The 22092-nt window shown below is 69.7% G+C and carries 25 protein-coding genes; 12 read left to right on the top strand and 13 right to left on the bottom strand.

From position 1 onward, the window contains the following. Nucleotides 1-60: 60 nt before the first annotated feature. Complete coding sequence (locus FHS44_RS36825) at nt 61-1197, bottom strand: Rv3626c family coenzyme F420 biosynthesis-associated protein (protein ID WP_184724375.1); 1137 nt, start codon at nt 1195-1197, stop codon at nt 61-63. Between the two features lie 51 nt (nt 1198-1248). Further along, a complete protein-coding gene (gene dacB / locus FHS44_RS36820) occupies nt 1249-2613 on the bottom strand; it encodes a D-alanyl-D-alanine carboxypeptidase/D-alanyl-D-alanine endopeptidase (RefSeq protein WP_312863967.1) in 1365 nt (454 codons plus the stop codon). A gap of 107 nt (nt 2614-2720) precedes the next feature. Here dacB and FHS44_RS36815 point away from each other — a divergent pair, with 107 nt between their 5' ends. Continuing rightward, nucleotides 2721-3215: an inorganic diphosphatase gene (locus FHS44_RS36815; RefSeq protein ID WP_184724369.1), complete on the top strand. Its 495-nt coding sequence runs from the start codon at nt 2721-2723 to the stop codon at nt 3213-3215. A 23-nt stretch (nt 3216-3238) separates the two neighbouring features. Here FHS44_RS36815 and FHS44_RS40465 read toward each other — a convergent pair whose 3' ends face one another. The 3 genes from FHS44_RS40465 to FHS44_RS36800 all read right to left on the bottom strand — a co-directional run bounded on the left by FHS44_RS40465 (nt 3239) and on the right by FHS44_RS36800 (nt 7309). Beyond that, a complete protein-coding gene (locus tag FHS44_RS40465) occupies nt 3239-4387 on the bottom strand; it encodes a C40 family peptidase (protein WP_246436632.1) in 1149 nt (382 codons plus the stop codon). A gap of 384 nt (nt 4388-4771) precedes the next feature. Continuing rightward, nucleotides 4772-5578, bottom strand: a complete 807-nt coding sequence (locus FHS44_RS36805) for a hypothetical protein (protein ID WP_184724366.1) — start codon at nt 5576-5578, stop codon at nt 4772-4774. Nucleotides 5579-5695: 117 nt separating this feature from the next. Beyond that, nucleotides 5696-7309, bottom strand: coding sequence for an ABC-F family ATP-binding cassette domain-containing protein (locus FHS44_RS36800; RefSeq protein ID WP_184724363.1), 1614 nt, complete (start codon nt 7307-7309; stop codon nt 5696-5698). 179 nt (nt 7310-7488) lie between these two features. On the opposite strand from FHS44_RS36800, the gene FHS44_RS36795 reads away from it, so the two are divergent. Next, a complete protein-coding gene (locus FHS44_RS36795) occupies nt 7489-8082 on the top strand; it encodes a MarR family transcriptional regulator (protein ID WP_184724360.1) in 594 nt (197 codons plus the stop codon). Between the two features lie 517 nt (nt 8083-8599). On the opposite strand, the gene FHS44_RS36790 is transcribed toward FHS44_RS36795, so the two are convergent. After that, nucleotides 8600-8896 carry a hypothetical protein gene (locus tag FHS44_RS36790; protein ID WP_184724357.1) on the bottom strand — a complete coding sequence of 99 codons (297 nt, stop codon included), beginning with the start codon at nt 8894-8896 and terminating at the stop codon, nt 8600-8602. A gap of 75 nt (nt 8897-8971) precedes the next feature. Then, nucleotides 8972-9445: a MarR family winged helix-turn-helix transcriptional regulator gene (locus tag FHS44_RS36785; RefSeq protein WP_184724354.1), complete on the bottom strand. Its 474-nt coding sequence runs from the start codon at nt 9443-9445 to the stop codon at nt 8972-8974. Nucleotides 9446-9504: 59 nt separating this feature from the next. Between FHS44_RS36785 and FHS44_RS36780 the strand changes: the two genes are divergently transcribed. Next, the gene (locus tag FHS44_RS36780) at nt 9505-9930 is read left to right on the top strand and encodes a MarR family winged helix-turn-helix transcriptional regulator (protein ID WP_184724350.1); all 426 of its coding nucleotides are present in this window, start codon (nt 9505-9507) and stop codon (nt 9928-9930) included. Here FHS44_RS36780 and FHS44_RS36775 read toward each other — a convergent pair. Next, nucleotides 9927-10529: an NAD(P)-dependent oxidoreductase gene (locus FHS44_RS36775; protein WP_184724347.1), complete on the bottom strand. Its 603-nt coding sequence runs from the start codon at nt 10527-10529 to the stop codon at nt 9927-9929. The genes FHS44_RS36780 and FHS44_RS36775 overlap by 4 nt on opposite strands. Then, nucleotides 10526-11377, bottom strand: a complete 852-nt coding sequence (locus FHS44_RS36770; protein ID WP_184724344.1) for an alpha/beta fold hydrolase — start codon at nt 11375-11377, stop codon at nt 10526-10528. The genes FHS44_RS36775 and FHS44_RS36770 overlap by 4 nt, the downstream gene beginning before the upstream one ends. Before the next feature lie 83 nt (nt 11378-11460). On the opposite strand from FHS44_RS36770, the gene FHS44_RS36765 reads away from it, so the two are divergent. The 6 genes from FHS44_RS36765 (at nt 11461) to FHS44_RS36740 (ending at nt 15575) form a co-directional block, all read left to right on the top strand. Continuing rightward, a complete protein-coding gene (locus FHS44_RS36765) occupies nt 11461-12030 on the top strand; it encodes a CGNR zinc finger domain-containing protein (protein WP_221461751.1) in 570 nt (189 codons plus the stop codon). 10 nt (nt 12031-12040) lie between these two features. Beyond that, nucleotides 12041-12583, top strand: coding sequence for an NUDIX hydrolase (locus FHS44_RS36760; RefSeq protein WP_184724341.1), 543 nt, complete (start codon nt 12041-12043; stop codon nt 12581-12583). After that, nucleotides 12583-13020 (top strand): cytidine deaminase family protein, encoded by a 438-nt coding sequence (locus FHS44_RS36755; RefSeq protein ID WP_184724338.1) that lies wholly within the window; start codon nt 12583-12585, stop codon nt 13018-13020. Before FHS44_RS36760 ends, FHS44_RS36755 begins: the two co-directional genes overlap by 1 nt. 54 nt (nt 13021-13074) lie before the next feature. After that, complete coding sequence (locus FHS44_RS36750) at nt 13075-13734, top strand: rhomboid family intramembrane serine protease (protein WP_184724335.1); 660 nt, start codon at nt 13075-13077, stop codon at nt 13732-13734. Between the two features lie 139 nt (nt 13735-13873). Beyond that, nucleotides 13874-15046: an MFS transporter gene (locus tag FHS44_RS36745; RefSeq protein WP_184724332.1), complete on the top strand. Its 1173-nt coding sequence runs from the start codon at nt 13874-13876 to the stop codon at nt 15044-15046. A 304-nt stretch (nt 15047-15350) separates the two neighbouring features. Then, entirely contained in the window at nt 15351-15575 is a 225-nt protein-coding gene (locus FHS44_RS36740) for a BldC family transcriptional regulator (protein ID WP_184724330.1), read from the top strand. Between the two features lie 33 nt (nt 15576-15608). On the opposite strand, the gene FHS44_RS36735 is transcribed toward FHS44_RS36740, so the two are convergent. After that, nucleotides 15609-16340, bottom strand: coding sequence for a GbsR/MarR family transcriptional regulator (locus FHS44_RS36735; RefSeq protein ID WP_184724774.1), 732 nt, complete (start codon nt 16338-16340; stop codon nt 15609-15611). Between the two features lie 221 nt (nt 16341-16561). Here FHS44_RS36735 and FHS44_RS36730 point away from each other — a divergent pair, with 221 nt between their 5' ends. After that, nucleotides 16562-17233 (top strand): DUF4097 family beta strand repeat-containing protein, encoded by a 672-nt coding sequence (locus FHS44_RS36730; protein ID WP_184724328.1) that lies wholly within the window; start codon nt 16562-16564, stop codon nt 17231-17233. Nucleotides 17234-17255: 22 nt separating this feature from the next. Here the strand turns inward: FHS44_RS36730 and FHS44_RS36725 are convergent, their stop codons facing one another. From FHS44_RS36725 to FHS44_RS42590, 3 genes are all read right to left on the bottom strand, one after another. Beyond that, nucleotides 17256-17771: a GNAT family N-acetyltransferase gene (locus FHS44_RS36725; protein ID WP_184724325.1), complete on the bottom strand. Its 516-nt coding sequence runs from the start codon at nt 17769-17771 to the stop codon at nt 17256-17258. Between the two features lie 67 nt (nt 17772-17838). Beyond that, a complete protein-coding gene (locus FHS44_RS36720) occupies nt 17839-18771 on the bottom strand; it encodes an NAD(P)/FAD-dependent oxidoreductase (RefSeq protein WP_184724323.1) in 933 nt (310 codons plus the stop codon). 92 nt (nt 18772-18863) lie between these two features. Next, on the bottom strand, nt 18864-19820 hold the full coding sequence (locus FHS44_RS42590) for an Lrp/AsnC family transcriptional regulator (RefSeq protein WP_184724321.1): 957 nt from the start codon (nt 19818-19820) through the stop codon (nt 18864-18866). Nucleotides 19821-19911: 91 nt separating this feature from the next. On the opposite strand from FHS44_RS42590, the gene FHS44_RS36710 reads away from it, so the two are divergent. Together FHS44_RS36710 and FHS44_RS36705 are read left to right on the top strand one after the other, a co-directional pair. Further along, entirely contained in the window at nt 19912-21252 is a 1341-nt protein-coding gene (locus FHS44_RS36710; protein WP_221461750.1) for an MFS transporter, read from the top strand. 10 nt (nt 21253-21262) lie between these two features. Next, complete coding sequence (locus FHS44_RS36705) at nt 21263-21991, top strand: phytanoyl-CoA dioxygenase family protein (protein WP_184724318.1); 729 nt, start codon at nt 21263-21265, stop codon at nt 21989-21991. Nucleotides 21992-22092: the final 101 nt, after the last annotated feature.

Raw genomic sequence — 22092 nt, 5'->3', positions numbered from 1 at the left:
GACCGCCATTGTCCGCCATCGCGGGCCTCGGGGGCCCTAAGCGACCCCTCAACAACCACGTCAGGCCGCGGGGCCCTCCTCGGGCTCCTCGGGCTTCTCGGGGGCGGGAGCGGTGCTGTTGGCGCCGGGCAGGGCCTTGGAGCCGACAACCCTGGCGATCCAGCGCGCGGGGTCGCTGATCTCGTCCTGGGTCGGGAGCGTCTCCGGGGAGGTCCAGACCTTGTTGAAGTCGTCCATGCCGACCTGCTCGACGACCGTGCGGACGAAGGTCGAGCCCTCGGCGTACTGCTTCATCTTGAGGTCGACGCCGAGCAGCTTGCGGACGGTGCGGTCGAGTCGGGAGCCGCCCTCGCGGCGGTGCTGGAACTTGGCGCGGATGTCGGCGACGGTCGGGACGACCGAGGGGCCGACCGCGTCCATCACGTAGTCGCCGTGCCCCTCGACCAGGGTCATCACCGCGGTGAGCCGGTCGAGGATCTCCTTCTGCTCGGGCGTCTGGATCGCGTCGATCAGGTTGCCCTCGCCGCCCCTGACGGCGTCGGCGACCGCGTCGGCCGCGGAGCGGAGCCGGTCGAGGAGCGTGCTCAGGTCCATGTCGGAGGCGAGCAGGAACTCCGTCATCTGGGAGCGGACGTACTCCCTGAGCCAGGGCACGCCGGTGAACTGCACCCGGTGGGTCTCCTCGTGCAGGCAGACCCACAGGCGGAAGTCACGCGGGTTGACGTCGAGCTCCTGCTCGGCGTGGACGATGTTGGGCGCGACCAGCGTCAGCCTGCCCGCCGGCTGCCTGCCCGAGGGGTCGGGGGGCAGGAACAGCTCGTACTGCCCCAGGACACGCGAGGCGAGGAAGGCCAGCACGGCGCCCACCTCGACCCCGGTGATGCGGGAGCCGACCGCGGTCACGATCGCGGGCGTCTGTTCCTTACGGGCGGCCATCCGCTGGGTCAGCGGTTCGAGCACCACCCGGAAGCCCTCGACGTTGGCCTTGATCCAGCCGGGCCGGTCGACGACGGTCGCGGCCACGGGCGCGGTCTCGGTGTCGATCCGGGTGAACTCGCGAACGTGTCCCTCGGCCACTCGGGAGAGTTGCCGCAGGTCGGCGACCGCCCTGCGAGCCTCCTCTCGGCTCACTTGCGGCCCGGGGCGCACCAGGCGCGTTCCGGTCGCGACGGCAAGGTCCCAGTCGATCACCTGCATACCGTCCACCGTACGTGGTATCCGTACCGGCCGCGCGGTCAGTGTCGTCAATCAGCTCGCGGCGACGATGGCGGCGAGCCTGTCGAGGGCCGCCTCGGCCTTGCCCCAGCCCGGTGGGACCTTGTCGGCCATGAAGGCGAAGGTCACCAGGCGCCCGCCGCGTGTCACGGTCGTCCCGGCCAGCGCGTTGACCCCGTCGAGGGTGCCGGTCTTGGCACGGACGAGGCCGTAGACGGTGTGGTTCTTGACGAAGCGGTGGCCCAGCGTGCCGGTGAACCCGGCGACGGGCATGCCGCTGACGACCGAGTGCAGATGGGGGTTGGCCGGGGCGGAGGCCGCGGCGACGAGCCTGGCCAGGGCGGCCGGGGCGATGCGGTTCTTCGGAGACAGACCGCAGCCGTCGAAGACCCGCACCCCCTGGGCGAGCTTCATCCGGCCGAGCACCCCGAGCACGGCCTGCGCGGCGCCCTCGAAGGAGGCCGGTTTGCCCTCCTTGAGGGCCACCTGCCTGGCCAGAGCCTCGGTGAGGTCGTTGTCGCTGAGGGTCAGGGCCCGTTCGACCAGGGCGTAGACCGGCGCGGAGTCGACCCTGGCGATCTCCTGGGCCTCCTTGGGCGCGTTGACCCTGGCCGAGGCGGACTTGACGGCCTTCACGCCGTACTTCCCCAGGAACGCGACGAACGTGGCGTAAGCCGTACGGGACGGGTCGGGGACCCGCTGGTGACTGCCCGGTGAGACCTTGCCCTCGTCGAGCATCAGCGCCGTCACCGGCGCCACGCTGCCCTCGGGCACGTAGCCGGGCTTCCAGGTCGAGGCCGTCCTCGGACCCGTGTAGAGGCCGTCGTCGTAGGTGACGGTCACCGCGGTGATCCCGGCCGCCTTGAGGGCCCTGGCCGTACGGAGAGCCAGGGAGGCCAGCAAGGCGGGCTGGGGATAGACGCCGGAGATCTTCCTTGAGCTCAGCGTGGGGTCGCCCCCGCCGACCAGCACGATCGTCTTGGGCGTCGGGCCACGCACCACGCGGGTGCCGATCGTGGCGTCGGGGCCCAGGGAGGCCAGCGCGGCGACGGAGGTGGCGACCTTGGTCGTCGAGGCGGGCGTGACGCCCGTCTCGGCGCCGCTGCCGAACAGCAGGGCGCCGGTTTCCACGTCCACGACCGCGGCGCCGACGCTGTCGCCGAGCGCGGGGTCACCCAGCGCCTCGGTGAGCCTTCCCGCCAAAGTACCCTTGGCAGGGAGAGGTCCGTTCCCCCGCGCGGCCAGCACCGGACCCGCGGTGATGACCGGGACGGGTGGGGGCGGCTCGACCGAAGCGACCGATACGGGCGCCTTCTTCCTCAGCGAGTCGCTGGTGAGCAGGTGAGCGCCGGCCGCGACGACGAACAGTTGCAGCAAGACGAGAGTGACCAAGGCCACCCCCCGCTCGCGCCGCATTATGTCGCCGACCTCTCATCATTCGATACGCCTACGAGACATTAACGCCCATCCGGGGGTGCCCGGGGGCTTGAGCGGAGGAACACGCGGTGGAGTTCGACGTTCTCGTTGAGATTCCCAAGGGGCAACGGAACAAGTACGAGGTGGACCACGAGAGCGGCCGGATCAGGCTTGACCGGATGCTCTTCACCTCCACGCAGTACCCCGCCGACTACGGCTTCATCGAGGACACCCTCGGCGAGGACGGAGACCCCCTCGACGCTCTGGTGCTGCTTCAGGAGCCGACCTTCCCGGGGTGCCTGATCAAGTGCCGCGCGGTCGGGATGTTCCGCATGACGGACGAGAAGGGTGGTGACGACAAGGTGCTGTGCGTCCCCGCGACGGACCCGAGGATGGAGCACATCCGCGACATCCACCACGTTCCCGAGTTCGACCGTCTGGAGATCCAGCACTTCTTCGAGGTCTACAAGGACCTTGAGCCCGGCAAGTCCGTCGAGGGCGCCAACTGGGTCGGCCGCGTCGAGGCCGAGGAGGAGATCGCCCGGTCGATCAAGCGCGCCGAGGAGGCTCCCCCCCAGCACTGATCCGCCACCGCGGGCTCACGCCCTCAGGCGGGGCGGGTCGCGCCGATGAGGTCCTTGCGCCACATCGGCGCGACCCGGACCACGTCCCCGGTCTGCGGGGCGTGCACCATCATGCCGTTGCCCACGTAGATGCCCACGTGCCGGATGTCGTCGGGCTTGCGGGTGCGACGGCCGAAGAAGAGCAGGTCACCGCGCTGCAGCCGGTCGTACGGCACGTGCCTGCCCGCGGTCCACTGGGTGCCCGTCCAGTGGTCCATCTTGACCCCGACCCGCGACCAGGCCTGCATGGTCAGTCCCGAGCAGTCGTAGCCGGTCGGCCCCGCGCTCGCCCACACGTACGGCTTGTCGATCTGGGTCAGCGCCCAGTCCGCGACGATGTTCCCGCGCGTCTGCTCCGTGGCCCCCGCGCTCTGCACCGCCTGGGCGGTCTGGGTGGTCTGTGCGGCCGGTACGGCGCGCACCCGGGCCACCCTGGCGGACTGGGCCGTGACACGCGCCCTGGACCGCCCCTTCCTGGCCGTCTCGCGCTTCCGCCTGGCCTGCTTCTCCTGTTTGGCCGTCTCCCGCTCGGCGACCAGGCGCTGGGCGGTGGTCAGGGCCTCCTGGGTCTCCGTCCTGAGCCGGGCGCGTTCCCGGCCGATCTGCCGGACCTCGTCCGCCTGTCCGGTCACCTCGGGGCCGAAGCCGGAGATGGTCGTCCTGCTCTGCCCGTCGGGGCCGACGTTCCACACCTGGACCAGGATCTCGTCCTCGTCCGCCTCAAGGTCCGGCCTCGCCCACTCGTGCCCCGACTTCGGCTCCCGCACGGGCTTCGGCCCCGGCTTCAGCACGTCCGGCTTCTGGGGGTCCGGCTTCTCCGCGGTCCCTGCCTCGACGTGTTTCGCGGGGGTGTCCGGCCGTTCGTCCGCCTCCCCGGGAGGAGTGCTCGCGCGCTTGAGGGCGACCAGTTCCCCCAGGCGCTCCCTGGCCTCGTCCAGCCGGGTCGTGGCGGCGTCCAGCTGTTTACTTCGCTCGACGGCCTTGGACCGCGCCTCGGCGACCTCGTGGGCCGTGGGGCCGGTGTGGGCCTGGGCCATGGCTCCAGAACCGGCGTCCACGCCCACGACCAGGCAGCATGCCAGTCCGGAGACCACCGCGACGACGTGACCACGCCTTCCGCGTACGGAGTGCATATTTCACCTCTCCCATAACGCCGAAGAATCGGCGTATATCGCTATGTGTCACTGCATGACAGCTCGCTTGACTCCAGATTCCCCATAGTCACTCTTCGCACACATGTAACACACATAACGTGATCGGTGCCGTTCGGCGGGATTTCTTCTCAGGCGCACGCCGTACGAAAACCATCGGGAACAGACCGCGGCCCCTCAGATCAGGGCCACTCTTCATTACCCTCAAATTCCGCTGAATTTCCCTCGCCTTTTCCCAACCCCGGAAAAGCACAGGAAAGCATGCCGTACGGCATGCACAAAAACGCCGTGGAAAGCAGCGGCTCCGGGTCTGCGAAAGACCCGGAGCCCTCACTGAAATGACGAAAAATGCCTGAAAGTCCGGCGTCAGGGCCTGGCGTCCCCCGCGGCCATTCCCTGCCTTCCCCGGTCCCTGGCGAACGCGGCGGTCGTCGGCTTGACCGTGTGCATCGGCACGCTGCCGCCCAGCGCGAGCTGCTCGTAGGGACGGCTGCTCGACCCCCAGGTGTGCGCCTGGACCTCGGCCTTCGCGATCTTGCTGGTGTCCTGCACGCTCTCGATGTGCATGACGAAGCGCCGCGTGCTTTCCGAGCGGACGTCGTCCACGAACGCGCTCCCGCCACCGAGCAGCTTGCCGTCCCTGTCCCGCAGCAGCGCGGTGACCTCAAGACTGCTCGCGGGCAGCCGGTACGGCGTGCCGACGTAGCCGACGACCACGTAGCCGTTCTCCCTGCGCACGGTCATCACGTCGGAGACCGGGAACGACTGGAAGGCCGAGACGATCCGCCCGGCCAGGCGCCACTCGGCGGGCCGGTAGTCGATGTTGACCTGGGTCGGCCGCTCGGTGGCGACCACCTCACCGCTGAACGGCAGCAGCCCCGCGGGCGGCACGGCGTTCAGCGGCTGCTCCAGCCGGACGATCTCCTTGCCCGCGGCGTCCTTGGCGATCACCGTGGCCACCACGTTCTCCCCGAAGTGCCAGGGATTGCTGTTGGCGAGCACGCCGGCCCAGTTCACCACGTACCCGCCGTCCTTCTTGACGACGGACGAGACCTGCTCCTTGACCGTGAGCGGCTTGAGCGGATTCGCCCCCTGCTGTTCGGGGTCGCTGGAGCAACCGGCCGCCACGAGCAGCAGGGCGATGGCGCCGACGATTCGGGTACTGTGCGTCACATAACCGTGATAACCCGTGGTTATTCGGGCTCACACCGGACACGCACGCCTCGGGGGAATTCTTTAACTGAAATTCCCTATGCCGGATTGTCCGTACGGAATCCCCAAAGGGATGGTTCAGCGCTTCCTGACCACCCGGGTCTCGTCCCACACGGGCTCCGACGACTCGTAGACCCTGCCGTCGGAGCCGAAGACCAGGTAGCGGTCGAAGTCCTCGGCGAACCAGCGGTCGTGGGTGACCGAGACCACGGTCCCGTCGAAGGCGTTGAGCCCGTCCTGCAGCGCCTCCGCGCTGGCCAGGTCGAGGTTGTCCGTCGGCTCGTCGAGCAGCAGCAGCGTGGTCCCCGACAGTTCGAGCAGCAGGATCTGCAGGCGCGCCTGCTGGCCTCCGGACAGCGTCTCGAACCGCTGGTCGCCCACGTCGCCCGCCAGCTCGTAGCGCGAGAGCGCCTTCATGGCCTCGTTGCGCAACCTGGCGTGCTCGGTCATGACGATCTCGCAGGGCGTCCTGCCGAGCAGCTCGGGCCGGGCGTGGGTCTGCGCGAAGTGGCCGGGCACGACCCGGGCGCCGAGCCTGGCGACCCCGGTGTGCCTGACCTTCTCGTCCCCGGAGATCAGGCGCAGGAAGTGGGACTTACCCGAACCGTTCGAGCCCAGCACCGCGACCCGCTCGCCGTACCAGATCTCCAGGTCGAACGGTTTCATCAGGCCGGTCAGTTCGAGGCTCTCGCAGATCACTGCACGTTTCGCGGTACGGCCGCCGCGCAGGCGCATGTTGATGTTCTGGTCCCTGGGGGGCGCCTCTGGCGGCCCGGCCTCCTCGAACCTGCGCAGCCGCGTCTGGGCGGAGTGGTAGGCGGCGGCCATGGTGTCCATGTACTTCGCCTTCTGGCCGAGCATGACGACCAGGCGCTTGAGCTTGGCGTGCTCCTCGTCCCAGCGCCGCCGCAGCTCGTCGAGGCGCTCGTTGCGGTCCTTGCGGGCCTGGGCGTAGGTGGCGAAGCCGCCGCCGTGGATCCAGACGTTGCCCGACTCGACGGTGACGACCCGGTCGGCGGCGTTGGCCAGGAGCTGCCGGTCGTGGCTGACCAGCAGGACGGTCTTGGGCGTCTCGCGCAGCGCCTGTTCGAGCCAGATCTTGCCCGGCACGTCCAGGTAGTTGTCCGGCTCGTCGAGCAGCAGCGTCTGGTCGGGCCCGCGCAGCAGCGCCTCAAGCACGAGCCGCTTCTGCTCACCGCCCGACAGCGTGTTGACCTCGCGATACTTGCACCGGTCGTACGGCACGCCGAGCGCCGCCATGGTGCAGGTGTCCCACAGCACCTCGATCTCGTAGCCGCCCGCGTCGCCGTAGTCGGAGATGGCCTGCGCGTAGCGCATCTGGGCCTTCTCGTCCTCGCGCTCCATCATCACCAGCTCGGCGGCCTCAAGTTTCTCGGCCGCCTGCCGTACAGGACGGGGGGCCACACTGAGGAGCAGGTCGTGCAGGGTGCGCCCGTCCCGGATGCTGCCGATGAACTGGCGCATCACCCCCAGGCCACCCGAACTGGCGACGCTGCCCTCGACGGGCTGCAGGTCGCCGGAGATCAGGCGCATCAACGTCGTCTTCCCCGCCCCGTTGGGGCCGACGAGCGCGGCCTTGACCCCCTCCCCGACACGGAACGACACGTCGTCGAGCAACGGCCGCCCATCCGGGAGAACATAGGTCAGATGGCCAACCTCAACGTGCCCCACGCAAACCCCTCCTCAGATCCCCGCGCAGGGTATCCGCCGATGTGAGAGGTTCGCACGTCATTAACCCGCCGGGTACGGCGAGGCGCACCCGGCGCTCGCTTCCAAAAGCAGGAGCGATTCGAAACCAATCAATCACACAGAGCAACGAGCATGCTATAGATGCATAGTACTATTCATCTATGAGGGAGACTCCACCCCTGTTGCTTCCCCTGCTCCGGTCCAACGCCGTCGGCGAACTGCTCGCCTGGCTGTACCTCCACCCGGAGAAGGAGTACTCGACGACCGACCTCGCCAAGCGGACAGGCGTGTCCCAGCCGACTGTGAGCCGTGAGGCGGACCGGTTCGCCGCCGCCGGACTGACCAAGGAGAGACGGCACGGCAACCTCCGCCTCATCCGCGCCGACACCGACACGGTCATCGCCAAACCGCTCACCGATCTGCTGGCGGCGACCTTCGGCCCGGCGGCCATCCTGCCGCCCCTCCTGCAGCCGATACCGGGCGTCGACGAAGCGTACATCTACGGCTCCTGGGCCGCCCGGCACGCGAACCAGGCCGGGCCGCCCCCGCGTGACATCGACGTCCTCGTGGTGGGCTCCCCGGACGAAGACGAACTCTACGACGTGGCACGAGCGGCGGAACGCGTCCTCGGCCGCGAGGTGAACATCAGTCGAATCTCGTCGGCGTCGTGGAACGCCGACCGGGGCGACCCGTTCGTGACGTCCCTGCGGAGCAAGCCCCTCCACCCCCTGATCCAGAACCGGAGAACATCGTGAGATGGATGCAAGGTCGCGACCGGATCGACGCGATGCTGGCCGCCGGCCAGGTGGAGCGGGTACCACCGAGCCGAGAACACGCCGACACCATGCTCACCCAGGCCAGGCGCCACATCGCCCTCGCCCGTAGCGGTGTCGGGACAGACCCCACAGGGGCCTACCAGCTCGTCTACGACGCCTCACGGAAAGCTCTCGCGTCGATTCTGGAGAATCAGGGACTGCGGGCCACGAGCCGGGGCGGGCACCTCGCGGTGCTGGACGTGGTGACAGCTCAACTGGACCCCCGCTTGGGCAGGCGCTCCGCTCCTTCGACCGGATGCGCCGCCGTCGCAACAGCGCTGAATATCCGCGTCCGGACACCCCGGAGATCACTCCCGATGACGTCATACGGGACATCGAGCGAGCCGAGCAGTTCATAGCGCTCGCCGCCAAGGTGCTGGACGAGATGAGTCCGTACTGAGGTGTCTCTGATTGACCCGCCGGGTACGGCGAGGCGCACCCGGCGGTGTTCGAACGGTCAGAGGTCCTCGTCTCTGATGACGTCGAGATCGACGAACCGGGGCGGGCCGTCGCACAGGTCACGCATGCGCGTGGCCAGGGCACTCGTCTCCGGCATGCCGCTGTTGCGCATCGCCTCCTCGTAGGAGGGAAACTCGACGATCGCGACGTAGTGGTTGGGCCGTGAGTGGTCGCGGGTGAGGGTGGTGTGCGTGACCGTCCGCTCGTTCTCGGTCGCGTCACGCCAGTCGTCCATCGCCCGCTGGACGTCCTGCTCGTGGGTGGTCTCGAACTCGATGACCTGTACGAAGCTCATGGGATCCTCCCTCCTCGTACGGGCTACCAGACCGACTCCATCGCCGCTCTCACGGCCGGGACAAGCCCCCTTGGGTCAAAACCCGTCCGACTTTCCGTGACCCTGGCCCAGGGCCTCGACGAAGTCCGTCAGCAGGCGGGCGAACTCCTGCCTGTCGTGCTCAGGCCAGGCGCGCATCGCCGTACCGAACACCTCGCATCTGAAGGCGTGGACCCGCTCGGCGTGCTCGGTGCCCAGGTCGGTGAGCGCGAGGGTGCTCCTGCGGCCGTCTGAGGGGTCGGCGACCCTCCTGACCAGGCCCTCTTCGACGGCCCTCGCCACCAGGCGGCTCGCCCTCGGCTGGTCGACGCCAAGGCGGTCGGCGACGGAGGTGACCGTGGCGGCCCCACCGCCCTCCTCGACCACGTCCACCACCTCGAACAGCGTGGGATCGACAGTGGCCCCGCCCATCTTCAGGAGGGCACGGCGGCTCTGGCTGCGCCGGATGGCGACCATGGCCCGCTCGACGGCGGCGGTCGCGTGCACGTCCTCCACACTTCCCCAATGCATGTAAAAGTACATATAATTGTCCTGTTACATGTATCTTACCGACCATCGGGGAGGAAACCGTGGACGTCTCACGGATCGTCGGCCAGAAGCGGCCGATCGGCTACTGGATCAGGCACCTGCACGGGCTGACCGAAGGGGCCCTGGACAGGTCTCTGGCGGAGTACGGCCTGAGCCGCCGTCACTGGCAGGTGCTGAACGTCGTCTCCCGGCGCCCCAGCACGCCGGGAGACATCGACGCCGAGCTCAGCCCGTTCCTCGACCGGGACCGGCCGACGCTGGCCCCCCTCGCCGAGGAACTGCGCGAGCGCGGCTGGCTGCACGGCGATCCCGCGCTCTCGCTCACCGAGGAGGGGGTCCGGGTGCACGAGGAACTGACCGGGAAGGTGACCGAGACCCGCGCCAGGATCACCGAGGGGATCACCCCCGAGGAGTACACGGCGACGATCGACGTGCTGGGCCGGATGGCCGCCAACCTCGGTGGCTAGTAACCGACGCTGAAGCGCTCCCTGACGAAGGAGCCGTTCTCCAGGACGTCGATCAGGGCCGAGGCGTAGTCGGGGACGGTGATGCGGGTGGCGATGCCGTCGATCGGGGTGTCGCCGCCCTTCACCTGGTAGACGCCGGTGCGCTCGCCGTCCACCAGGTAGGCCGGGGGCGGGCTGCCGTACGACCAGTCGAGCGCCGCGCCGTCGGCCCGCAGCAGGTCGAGCGCCTTGGCCTGGGCCGTGGCCTCCCCGAGATACTCCTTGGGGAAGTCGGGGCCGTCGAGGAAACGCTGTCCCGGGGCGGCCTCAAGGCTGCCGCCGCCGCCCACGACCGCGACCCGCGTCACCCCGGCGCCGGGCAGCACGTCGATCAGGTTCCGTACGGCTCCCGCCACGTCCCCCTTCACGGAGAGGACCACAGCGTCGTACCCGGACAGCTTCTCGGCGACCGAGGCGGGGTCGAGCACGTCGATCTCGACGCCGTTCTCCAGCGAGGAGACGTTCCTGGCCAGGCCGGTCGCCTCGTGGCCACGGTCACGGGCCTCTTTCAGTACGGCAGAGCCGATGTGGCCGGTCGCTCCGATGACTGCGATCTTCATCCGTTGTCCTTTCCGACACGCTCAAGGAAGTCGGCGATGAGAGGGGTTATTTCCGGATATTTCTCTTCAAGAGCGAAATGGCCGGTATCGAAAAGGTGCAGCTCAGCGTCGGGCACGTCCCGCAGGAACGCCCTGGCCCCCGCCTCGACGAAGAAGGGGTCGTTGCGTCCCCAGACGACCAGCGTCGGCGGCCGGCTGGCGCGCAACCACTCCTGCCACTCGGGGTAGCGCGCCACATTGCCGTGATAGTCGAAGGCCAGCGCGACCTGCGCCTCCTTACGACCGGGCAGGTCGAGGAAGTGCTGGTCGAGGGTCCACCCGTCGGGGGAGATCGCCTCCGGGTCCGACGCGCCGCCCACGTACTGCCCCCTGGTCGCCTCCAGGGTCAGCAGCTCACGCACCTGGTCCTCCTGACCCGGACCGAGCGCGATGAACCCGCGCGCCTGCTCGCTCAGCCCCTCCTCGTAGGCGTTGCCGTTCTGCACGACCAGACCCGCCACGAGCTCGGGTCGCCGTACGGCCAGCCGGAAGCCGACCGGCGCCCCGAAGTCGAACATGTAGACCGAGAACCGCCCGAGCCCGAGCCTGTCCACGAACCCCTCGACCACGTCGGCGAGCCGGTCGAAGGAGTAGACGAACCCGTCGGGGACCCGGGTGTGCCCGAAGCCCGGATAGTCCGGCGCCACGAGGTGGAACCGGTCTCCCAGGGCGTCGAGCAGCCTTGCGAACTGGTGTGACGCCGAGGGGAAACCGTGCAGCAGGAGCAGTGTCGGCGCGTCGGCGGGACCGGTCTCGCGGTAGAAGACCCGCACTCCGTCCACGTCGACGAACCGGTGGGCGACGTTCATCACATGCTTCTTTCGCTTGAAGACGCATTAGTTATAGCGCGCGATCATCTAATGCGTCAACGCGACGAAGTACCATTAGAAGCATGGACCTCCCGCTGACCGGCGAACCCCTCGCCCTCGACCTGATCAACACCAAGGGCGGCTCCCCCGACGGCCCCGTCGACCACCTCGCGACCGTCGAGGGTCTGCGCCGGTGGCTCACCGCGCAGGCGCACCGCCTCCCGCAGCCCGCCGCCGACCTGACCGAGGCCGACCGCGCGGCCGTCGTCGAGCTGCGCGAGGCCATGACCACCGTGGTCGATCTGGCCCGCCGGGGCCTCGAACCGCCCGGGTGGGCGCTGCGCGCGCTGAGCGACGCCGACCGGCTGGCCTCGCCGTACCGGACGCTGGACTGGAGTGAGGGCCGGGTGGTGGTCGGCGCGGAGCGGGAGGGCGACTACCGCTCGACGCTGCTGTCCCTGCTCGCGGGGGCGACGATCGACCTGCTGGCCGGGCCGATCGGGACCGTGCGCGACTGCGAGGGACCCGGCTGCTGCATGCTGTTCCTGCCCGCGCACCCCCGGCGCCGCTGGTGCTCGCCCGAGCTGTGCGGCAACCGGGTGCGGGTCGCGCGCTACTACCGCCGCCACGCGGGCCGGGAGCCCCAGGCATAGGATCACCGGCATGTCCGAGGTGATCGTCCGGCCGTCCGCGCGGATCTTCCTGGTCGACGACCACGACCGCGTCCTGCTCTTCCATGGGCTCGGGCTGGTGAAGGACTCCGGCTACGCCTGGTTCACCCCCGGCGGAGGCGTCGAGGAGGGCGAGTCGGCCCAGCAGGCCGCGGCCCGCGAACTGTTCGAGGAGACCGGATACCGGGCCTCGCCCGAGGACTTCGGCCCCGCCGTGGCCACCAGCTCGGGGCACTGGCGTCACGACGACGGCAGGGTGTTCCTCTCCCAGGACTCCTTCTTCTTCCTGCGGGCGGACGAGAGCTTCCTGCGCGCGGGTGGGGGCGAGATCGACGAATCCGGCATGGAGGACCTCGAACGCTCGTTGATCGACCGGTCCCGCTGGTGGTCGCTGCCCGAGCTGCGCACGACCCAGGAGGCGGTCATCCCCCTCGGCCTGGCCGACCTGCTTGAGGGACTGCTCTCCGGCGCCGTGCCTCCCGAGCCCGTCGTCCTGCCCTGGCACCACCCGGCCCTGCTCGTCGAGGACCATTGATGTCGCTCGACCTGACCGCCGACGACCTCGACCTCATCGAGCACGCGCGCCGGATCGTCGAGCGTGGCGGGGACGGATCCGTGCACACCGTGGGCTCCGCCGTACGCGACCGGGAAGGGCGGGTGCACGGCGGCATCAACCTGTACCACTTCACCGGGGGGCCGTGCGCGGAGCTGGTGGCACTCGGGCAGGCCGCGGCCCAGGGGTCGCGTGAGCTGGTCACGATCGTGGCCGTCGGTGACGAGGGACGCGGCCCGATCGCCCCGTGTGGCCGGTGCCGTCAGATCCTGTCCGACTACCACCCGGGCATCAGGGTCCTGCTGCCGACGGGGGACGGCGTCAGGAGCGTACGGATCTCCGACCTGATCCCGCTGAACGGCCGCTGGGACATGGACACCGGCACCCGGCCGTTCACGATTTTTCCTGACGAGAACTGACATATCCGGCTATTACAGTATTGATCCTTGTTGGCTGCCCTGAAAGGACGCCGGATGGAAGCCAGGGGACAGTCAGCCGAGATCATGGTCGCCGAGGCCCGCAAGGCCTTCTGGCTGATGGTCGGCTTCCTCGCCCTCATCTGGGCCGTCCAGATCGTCAACTGGACCTTCGGTTACTCTCTCAGCTACCAGTACGGCCTGCGCGCCTGGACTCCCTCCAGCCTGCCCGACATCGCCTCGGCGCCGTTCCTGCACTGGAGCTGGGAGCACATCGAGGCCAACTCGGGTCCGCTGTTCATCTTCGGCTTCCTGTCCGCCTACCGGGGAGTCGCCAGGTTCCTCGGGGTGACCGGCCTCATCATCGTGGTCAGCGGTCTCGGCGCCTGGTTCACCTCAAGCCCGATGACCGTCGGCGCGGGCGCCAGCGGCGTCGTCTTCGGCTACTTCGGCTACGTCCTGGTGCGCGGCGCCTTCGACCGGCACCTGATCGACATCGTGGTCGGCGTGGTCATGGCGCTGTGCTTCGCCTACCAGTTCACCGGCCTGCTGCCCAAGGAGGGCATCGGCTGGCAGGCCCACCTGTTCGGCTTCCTGGCCGGCGTCCTCGGCGGCTGGCTCTTCCGCGACCGCCACCCCCACGCCCCCAAGGCACCCCCCTCCCCCGACACCTCCCGCTCTGCCCTCCTGAAGGAACTCGACGACCTCGGCCTCTGAAAGTAGCGGTGCAAACCACCGCTAATCCCATCGAACTGGTCGGCTTGCCGGACCGTCACCACGGCCGTCAACGAAGCGGTCCACCTAAAGACACGGAAAAGAACGCGCCAGTACTTGGTCAGGTCCTAGCTTTCACCCCATGCCTCCACGCGAAGAAACCGCCCTGGCCCTTGATGGGCGGCCACCGTTACTGTCCAGAGCGCTGGTGTTGCGCTTCGTGACCGTGGTCGGCGCCCTGGGAAGTCTGTTCCTGCTGATGTCGGTCGTGCCGCTGCGCGCGACGACCTCCGGTGGACAGGACGCCGCCGGGCTGACCACGGGGGCGCTGATGCTGGCCACGGTGGTCGGCGAACTGACCGCGCCACGCCTCGTCACCCGGTACGGCCACCGCCTCCCGCTGGCCGCGGGCCTCGTCCTGCTCGGTGTGCCCGCCCTCCTGCTGACCGTCTCCGACGATCTCACGTGGACCGTGGTGATCTGCCTGCTGCGCGGCCTGGGGTTCGCGCTCACGATCGTCGCGGGCGGCACGCTGACCGCCGCGCTGATCCCACCGGAACGCCGCGCGGAAGGGCTGGGGCTGGTCGGCGTCGTGTCCGGGGTGCCGTCCCTGATCGGGCTGCCGCTCGGGGTGTGGCTGGCGGACAAGGCGGGCTACGAGACCGTGTTCGTCCTGGCGGCCCTCGTCGCACTGGCCGCGCTCCTGGCGGTTCCCGGTCTGCCGGACGGGCGGGACCTGCCGGGGCCGACGATCGGGGTGGCCGCCGGGTTCCGTACCGGTTCCCTGGTCAGGCCCGCCGTCGTCCTCGCCACCACGGCGCTCGGTTCGGGGATCGCCGTCACCTTCCTGCCGCTGGCCGTACCGGACAATCTTGGTGGGGTGATCGCCACGGCCCTGTTCGTGCACCCGGCCGCCGCGACCGTCGCCCGCTGGCTCGCCGGACGGCACGGCGACCGGTACGGCTCGGCCGGACTCGTGGTGCCCGCCCTGCTGGCCTCGGCCGCGGGGATGCTCCTGACCGCGCTGACCAATGACGCCGTGGCCGTCGTCACCGGGGTCGTCCTGTTCAGCGCGGGCTTCGGGATCGCCCAGAACGCCACCCTCGCGCTGATGTACGCCCGGGTCACGGCCTCCGGCTACGGCACGGTCACCGCCCTGTGGAACTTCGCCTACGACGCGGGCATGGGGGTCGGCGCCGTCGCCTTCGGCCTGATCGCCCAGCGGACCGGCTATCCCCTCGCCTTCGCCCTCACCGCCGTCCTCACCCTGGCCGCCCTCCTGCCCGCCTTCACCGACCGCGCCGCCAACGGCTGAGTCCTCACCCCCCGCGCGGGGGTGAGGGCTTCCCCGTTCGCCCATCGGGGTCTTTTCTCGCGTTGTCACCCACTTCACGTACCTCATGAACGGGGTAACCGAAATTGGGTTTTTGGTGCGTTCAGCGAAAACGCGGCCTCTTCATGGACCGGATATCTGCCATGTTCGTACGGCTTGACCGCTGGGCGAATTCCGAATGTGTCCCATAACACATGCCTTATCGGGCAAACCTCTACCGGGTCCCAGCCGTCCGTCTTCTGGCCCCTGTCTTCCTCTGCCCTGACCCCCGCGAACGGAGACAACTATGACCAGCATCATCAGCCCGGACGGCTCCTTCACCAACGCGACCGGAACCACCGACCGCCTTCTCACCCCCACGGAGGTCGCCCGACTTTTCGGCGTCGATCCGAAAACCGTCAATCGCTGGGCGTTGACGGGAAAGATCCCCTCGGTCCGCACCCCCAGCGGACAGCGCCGCTACAGAGAGGGTGACATCCAGGCCCTGTTATTCCCCGGCGACCCCGCGTGATCATGTGAGCGACAGCGCTCCTCCCCGTTTGGTTCAGGCGGTGCCGTCCGAGGGCGTCTCGGATTTCGTGTGGAGAATCTCGCGGGCCTGGTCCGCGGCGCGGACGATGCTTTCGGAGACGAAGGCGACGAAGCGGGCGATGTTCTCCAGACGGGCGGCGGCCGGGGTGCCGGCACCGAGAACGCCGGCGCCCTGTCGCGCGACCTCGCCGAGGTGGGCGGTGGCGCGGGCGCTGGCCATCATCGACTGATACAGAACGTCGTCGTCGACCACATAGCGTTCACGGCGGCGTTCGTCGCGCTCCCGGCGGACGAGGCCCTGATCTTCGAGGAACGCGACAGCCTTGGACACCGACGCCGGGCTGACCTGGAGGCGTCCGGCGAGCTCGGAGGCGGTGAGGCTGCCCGCGTCGGTGGTGTAGAGACCGGCCAGCACCTTGGCCGTCATCTTGGGCAGACCCGACCGCATGAAGACGGTGGCGAACTCCTCCTCGTACTCACGCACCGCCTCGGCGTCGCGTCCGTGGGCCTGAGGGGGCGTGCCGGGGCTCCGGGGGGCGCTCTTCCTGCGGTGGGTGCGGCGTTCGGTGGCGCGGTGGGCCAGGTCGGCGCGGTAGGCGGTGGGACCGCCGTTGCGCATCACCTCGCGGGTGATCGTCGAGGTGGGACGGTCGAGGCGCCTGGCGATCTCCGCGTAGGCGAGACCGTCGGCCAGCCCCAGCGCGATCTGCTGACGGTCCTGCTGGGTGAGCCTGCCTCCCGGCATCCCGGCCTCCTTCGTGGTCTGCGATCTCCCCAGCATAGCGTTCACTCCCAATCCGTTGCAACGAATCGACCGATGGACGTTGCGTTAAAATCTGATCCATCGCAACGATTTCTCGGCTTCTAACTGGGACGATAGCGCTTACACGCAACGAACTGGTTGCCAAAACTTGAAAGGCAACGTAGCATTTCCATTGTTCGAAACGACAGTTCACAGGAGAGCACATGAAGACCTTCGGTACCACCGCCCCGATCTCCGCCGTCCTGGACATCCCCGCGGGGCACGTCCAGCTCATCGCCGCCGACCGGACCGACACCGTGGTCGAGGTCCTGCCCACGGACCCCTCGAAAGGCCGCGACGTGAAGGCCGCGGAGCAGACCAGGATCGAGTACGGCGACGGCGTCCTGCGGGTCGAGGCCCCCGCCGGGAAGAACCAGTTCCTCGGCCCCTCGGGTTCCGTCGAGGTGACGGTACGGCTGCCCGCCGGTTCCCACATCGAGGTGAAGGTGGCCAGCGCCGAGTTCCGGGGAGTCGGACGGTTCGGCGACGTCACCTTCGAGGGCGCGCACGGCCCGGTCAAGATCGACGAGGCCGCGAGCGCCCGCGTCACCACCGCCGCCGGTGACGTCTCGGTCGGCCGCCTCAACGGCTCCGCGGAGATCACCGTCGACAAGGGCGACATCCGCGTCACCGAGGCCGTACGCGGCACGGTCGTGCTGCGCACCGAGGCCGGGGAGGTGTCGGTCGGCGCCGCCCCCGGGGTCTCGGCCTCCCTGGACGCCCACACCTCCTACGGCAGGATCCACAACTCGCTCAACAACACCGAGGGTGCCGCCGCCCAGCTCGCCATCCGCGCGACCACCGCCTACGGCGACATCGTCGCCCGCGGCCTCTGATCCTCGCCGCGGAGGTGTTCCGTCAGACGCCGAACGGGGCCGGATAGCGGATGGTGCCCGCAGGAGTTGGCCGGGTCTCGTCGAGGACCAGGGCCATCATCGCCTCGTCGGGCACCTCGAAGGGGGCACGGACGCCGAGGCGGGAGGCCGGGACGAAGCCGAACCTCGGGTAGTAGTCGGCGTGCCCGAGGACGACGACAAGGTTCTCCTCCGCGTGCCTGGCCCGGGCGGCGGAGAGGGCGGCGCGGATGGCCGTGGACCCGGCGCCCGTGCGCTGGGCCGAGGGCAGCACCGCGCAGGGGGCCAGGGCCAGCGCGGGGTGGCCGCCGACGTGGCAGCGGGTGAGCAGGGCGTGCCCGGCGGGGACGCCGTCGGGGCCGACGGCGACGATGGACAGGCCCTCGATCCACACCTGCGGGTCCGCGCGCAGGGCCTCGACGAGATCGGCCTCCTCGGCCGTGGGAAAGGCCGCGAGATTGACGGCGCGGATGGCGGCGACGTCGTCGGCGGTCTCGGGCCGCGCGATCCAGGTGGTCATGGCGTTTCCGTTCTTGTGTCCTGGGAATCGAAGGGGCAACCGTACGCCGTCATCTTCGCCAAGTCGCTCAGCTAAGTCGGGTGAGCGCGCGTTCCAGGTCGGTGTGGATCAGTTCGGCGTTGAGGGCGGCACCGGCGCGGTATCCGGCGCTGGCGGAGTTCACCACCTGTTCGGCAGGTCCCGTGGCGTTGCCCACGGCCCACACGCCAGGGACGCTGGTCTGGCCCGCCGGGTCCACCTCGACGAACGGCCCCGCCGGGGTGTCCTTCGTCCTGGCGCCGAGTTTGGTGAGGAGTTCGTCACGGGGCACCATCCGCGTCGGCACGACCACCACCGAGCGCGGGACCACCTGTCCGTCCGCGAGCCGTATGCCGGTGAGGTGGTCGTCCTCGACCACGAGTTCGCCGACCTCGCCGCCGATCACGCGCACCCCTGCCGCCTCGGCCATTCGCCGGTCGTGCTCGGGCGGTTCGGCGGCGCCGTTCAGGAACAGGATCACGTCGCCGGAGAGCTGGCTGAACAGCAGTGCCTGGTGGGTGCCCGTGGCCTCGCCGTACAGGACGCCGATGGGTTCGTCGCGGACCTCCCAGCCGTGGCAGTAGGGGCAGTGGATCACGTCCCTGCCCCACCGCTCGGCGACGCCGGGGACGTCGGGAAGCTCGTCGACCAGGCCGGTCGCGACGACCAGACGGCGGGCGTGCACCCGGCCGCCGTCGCCGAGCGTCACGGCGAACTCGCCGTCCCCGTCCGGCTCGGCCGCCGTCACCCGGTCGCGGACCAGTTCGACGCCGTAGGCGGCGACCTCCCGGCGCACCTCGGCCAGGAACTCCCCCGGCGGTGTGCCGTCGCGTGACGGGTAGCCCTGCATGTGCGCGGCGGGCGTGTTGCGTTGCTCGCCCGCGTCGACGACCAGGACCGAACGGCGCGAACGTCCGAGGATCATCGCCGCGGTCAGCCCCGCGATCCCGCCGCCGATCACCACGATTTCGTAGTTCCGCATGAAAAATCACCTCACGTGGGTAGGGACGCTTCGCCTATGACGATGCCCCAGTCATCCTGTTTTGGCAAAGGTTCTTGCTGAAACGGCAAGGGTCATCGTGGGCGGCGGATCACGCGGGCGTGCTTCAGGTAGGTGCCGGTGAGGCTGGTCTCGATGTGGGTCACGCCGTCGAGGTCGGCCAGGGTCGTGCTGACGTACTCGTAGAGGTCGCGAATCGTCGCCGTCACCACGGCCGCGAACAGGTTGACCGGCCCGGTGACCGCGGCCACGAAGGTCGTCGGCGCGTGCCGGGCCAGGGCGGCGCCCGCGGCGCGCAGGTGCCGGGGCTCGACGTCGATGTGGAGGGTCGCGCCGACCGGAAAGCCGAGAGGAACCGGGTCGAGGTCCCGGTCGAGATAGATCGCCCCGGAACGCAGCAGAATGTCGAGCCTGCGCCGTACTGTCGACTCCGGCTGGTTCGTCTCGGCTGCGAGGTCGGCGGCCGAGCGCCGGGCGTCGTGCCGCAGCGCGTCCAGCAGCACCCAGTCCTGGGCGGCCAGGCGGGGGGCGCTCTCCGGCATCGGGAGGGGTCCGACCAGCTCACGCTGCCGCTCGGTGAGCGGATCGGGGAAGCCCTCCCAGTCGGCGTGGCCGGGTGTCCGGTGGTGGTGCAGGAGTTCGTAGGCGACGACCCGGGTGACACGTCCCGTTCTGGGCAGCTGGTCGAGGATGAGGTGGTCGCGCTGTTCCGCCGAGGCCGCGCGGACGCCGCACATGATCTCGGAACCGGCCCCCGCGGTCCTGACCCAGGAGACGTCGTCGCGGCGGACGAGCGCGTCGGCGAGCCGGGCCGCCGACCCCGGGTGGACGTGGAGCCTGAGCATCTGCCCCATGTCCCCCTCGTGCGGCGTGGGCATCGCGACCACGCGGACAACGCCGCGCTCGGCCAGCGCCCGGTATCTCCGCGCGACCGTGTGCTCGGTCGCCCCGAGCGCCACGGCGAGCCGACGGAACGACACCCGCCCGTTGATCCCCAGGGCGTGCAGGATCTGGTGGTCGAGTCTGTCCACAACTCCTCCTGTATCGCGGTCTCGTGCTGGTTCCGCTCACTTCGGACCCGCTTCATGTCTGGAACCGTACGGTGCCACCCATGCTGTGCGGGTGAATCCCTCCTCCACGTCGACGCGGCGCTGGATCGCCCTGACCGGGCTCCTGGTCGCCGAGGCCATGAACCTGCTCGACGCGACGATCACCACCGTCGCCGCTCCCGTGATCAGGACCGGCCTGTACGGCACGGCCTCCGACGCCCAGTGGATCGCCGCGGCCTACACGCTCCCGTTCGCCGTCGCCCTGGTCCCCGGGGGCCGTCTGGGTGACATCCACGGCCGCCGACGCCTGTTCGTCCTCGGCGTGTGCGGCTTCCTCCTCGCCTCCGCGGCCTGTACGGCGGCGCCGACCATGACGGTGCTGCTCACCGCGCGGGTCGTCCAGGGCTGCTTCGCCGGTCTGGTCATCCCGCAGACCATCGGACTGATCAAGGCGACCTTCGACGGCCCCGCGCTCGGCAGGGCGCTGAGCCTCATCGGACCGGTCATGGGGCTGACCGCGGTCGCGGGTCCCGTCCTCGGCGGGCTCATCACCCACGCCGACCTCGCCGGGCTCTCCTGGCGGGCGGTGTTCCTGGTCAACATCCCGCTGGGGCTGCTCACGCTGGCCTGCGTCCGGTTTCTCAACGAGGACCGCGCGGCGCGCAGACCCGGGCTCGACGTGCCCGGGTTCCTGCTCAGCGGCGCGGTCGCCACGGCCTTCGTCATCCCGACGATCGACGGCGGAACATCCTGGGGGTTGTCGGTCGTCGGCGTCGCCGTGCTAATCGTTCATGTACGGCGACGCGGCGCGAGCGGCCGGGATCCGGTCTTCGAGCCGAGCCTGTTCCGCGACCGGGGGTTCCCCGCCGCGCTGGCATCGAGCGTCCTGTACTTCGCCGTCTCGACCGGTGTCGTCTTCGCCGTGGTCCTGCACGTCCAGGACGGCCTGCACCGCTCGGTGCTCGCCTCCAGCCTCACCGTCCTGCCGTTCTCCGCGGGGCTGGCGGTCTCGTCGCTGCTGGCCGGGCAGGTGTTGCTCGCCAGGACGGGTCCCGGGCTCATGTTCCCCGGCATCGCCCTGCTGGCGGCCGGAATCGCCGGGGGCGTCGCCGTTCCCACGTGGCTGCCCGTCGCGCTGGGGGTCGCCGGTCTGGGAGGAGGGCTGGTCACGGTGCCGTTCTTCACCACGGCGCTGTCGCGGGTACGGCCTCACGAGACGGGTTCCGCGGCCGGTCTCCTGAACGCGGTCCAGCAACTCGGCGGCACCCTGGGCGTCGCCGTACTCGGCAGCGCCTATCTCGGCACCGGGTCCCTGACGGCTCCCTTCCTCTGCTCGCTGGCCCTGTGCGGCGCCCTGGTCCTGACCGTCGCCCTCATGCTTGGGAAGCGGAAAACCGGTGGACACGGCTGTTAGCGTGCCGGGCATGAGCGTCGTTGATATCGACCGTTTTGTCACCGACGGGTTCGTCAAGCTTGAGGGAGCCGTCCCCCGTGAGGTCGGCGACGCCGCCAGGGCGCTGCTGTGGCAGCGGATCGGCCTGTCGCCGGACGACCCCTCGGGCTGGCGGGAACCGGTGGTGTGGGCCTCCGACCTCACCGGAGAGGGACCGTTCGGAGAGCTCTCCCGCGCTCCGGTGCTCGCCGAGGCGCTCGACGCCCTCTGCGGGGCCGGTGGCTGGCGTCCGCGTGGCGCGCTCGGCATGGTGCCGGTCCGCTTCCCCCGGGTGCCGCCCGCGAACGACAGGGGCTGGCACATCGACGGCAACGCCGCGCAGCCGGACGGCACCTACCTGTGCAGCGGGCGGCCGGAGACGATGTTGCTGCTGGTCCTGATGTCGGACGTCGGACCCGACGACGCGCCGACCCGGATCAGGGTCGGCTCACACCGTGACGCGGCGGAGCTGCTCGCGGGCCGGGCGATGGACCCGTTCGAGGCCGGGCCGCTGCTGGACGAGGTCAGCGCGCACCGTCCTGTCGTCCACGCCACGGGCAGGCCCGGCGACATGTATCTGGTCCATCCCCTCACCGTCCACGCCGCCGACGAGCACCGGGGAAGCGAGCCGAGGTTCATGGCCCAGTCTCCGGTCTTCCTCACCGAGCCGGTCTCCCTGGACGGGCACAACGCCCTGGCGAAGGCCATCGCGGCTTCCTGACACAAGGCTCCCGGGAACGGCGCACAGCCACGCCCACACGTGGCTGTGCGCCCCGCGACGCGGAGCCTCCCCGCCCCCGTCGTGTGTGCTCAACGTCCCGG

Origin of the sequence: Streptosporangium saharense (genome assembly GCF_014203715.1) — a bacterium.
Classification (GTDB): domain Bacteria; phylum Actinomycetota; class Actinomycetes; order Streptosporangiales; family Streptosporangiaceae; genus Streptosporangium; species Streptosporangium saharense.
This window is presented reverse-complemented; position numbering and strand designations above follow the sequence as displayed.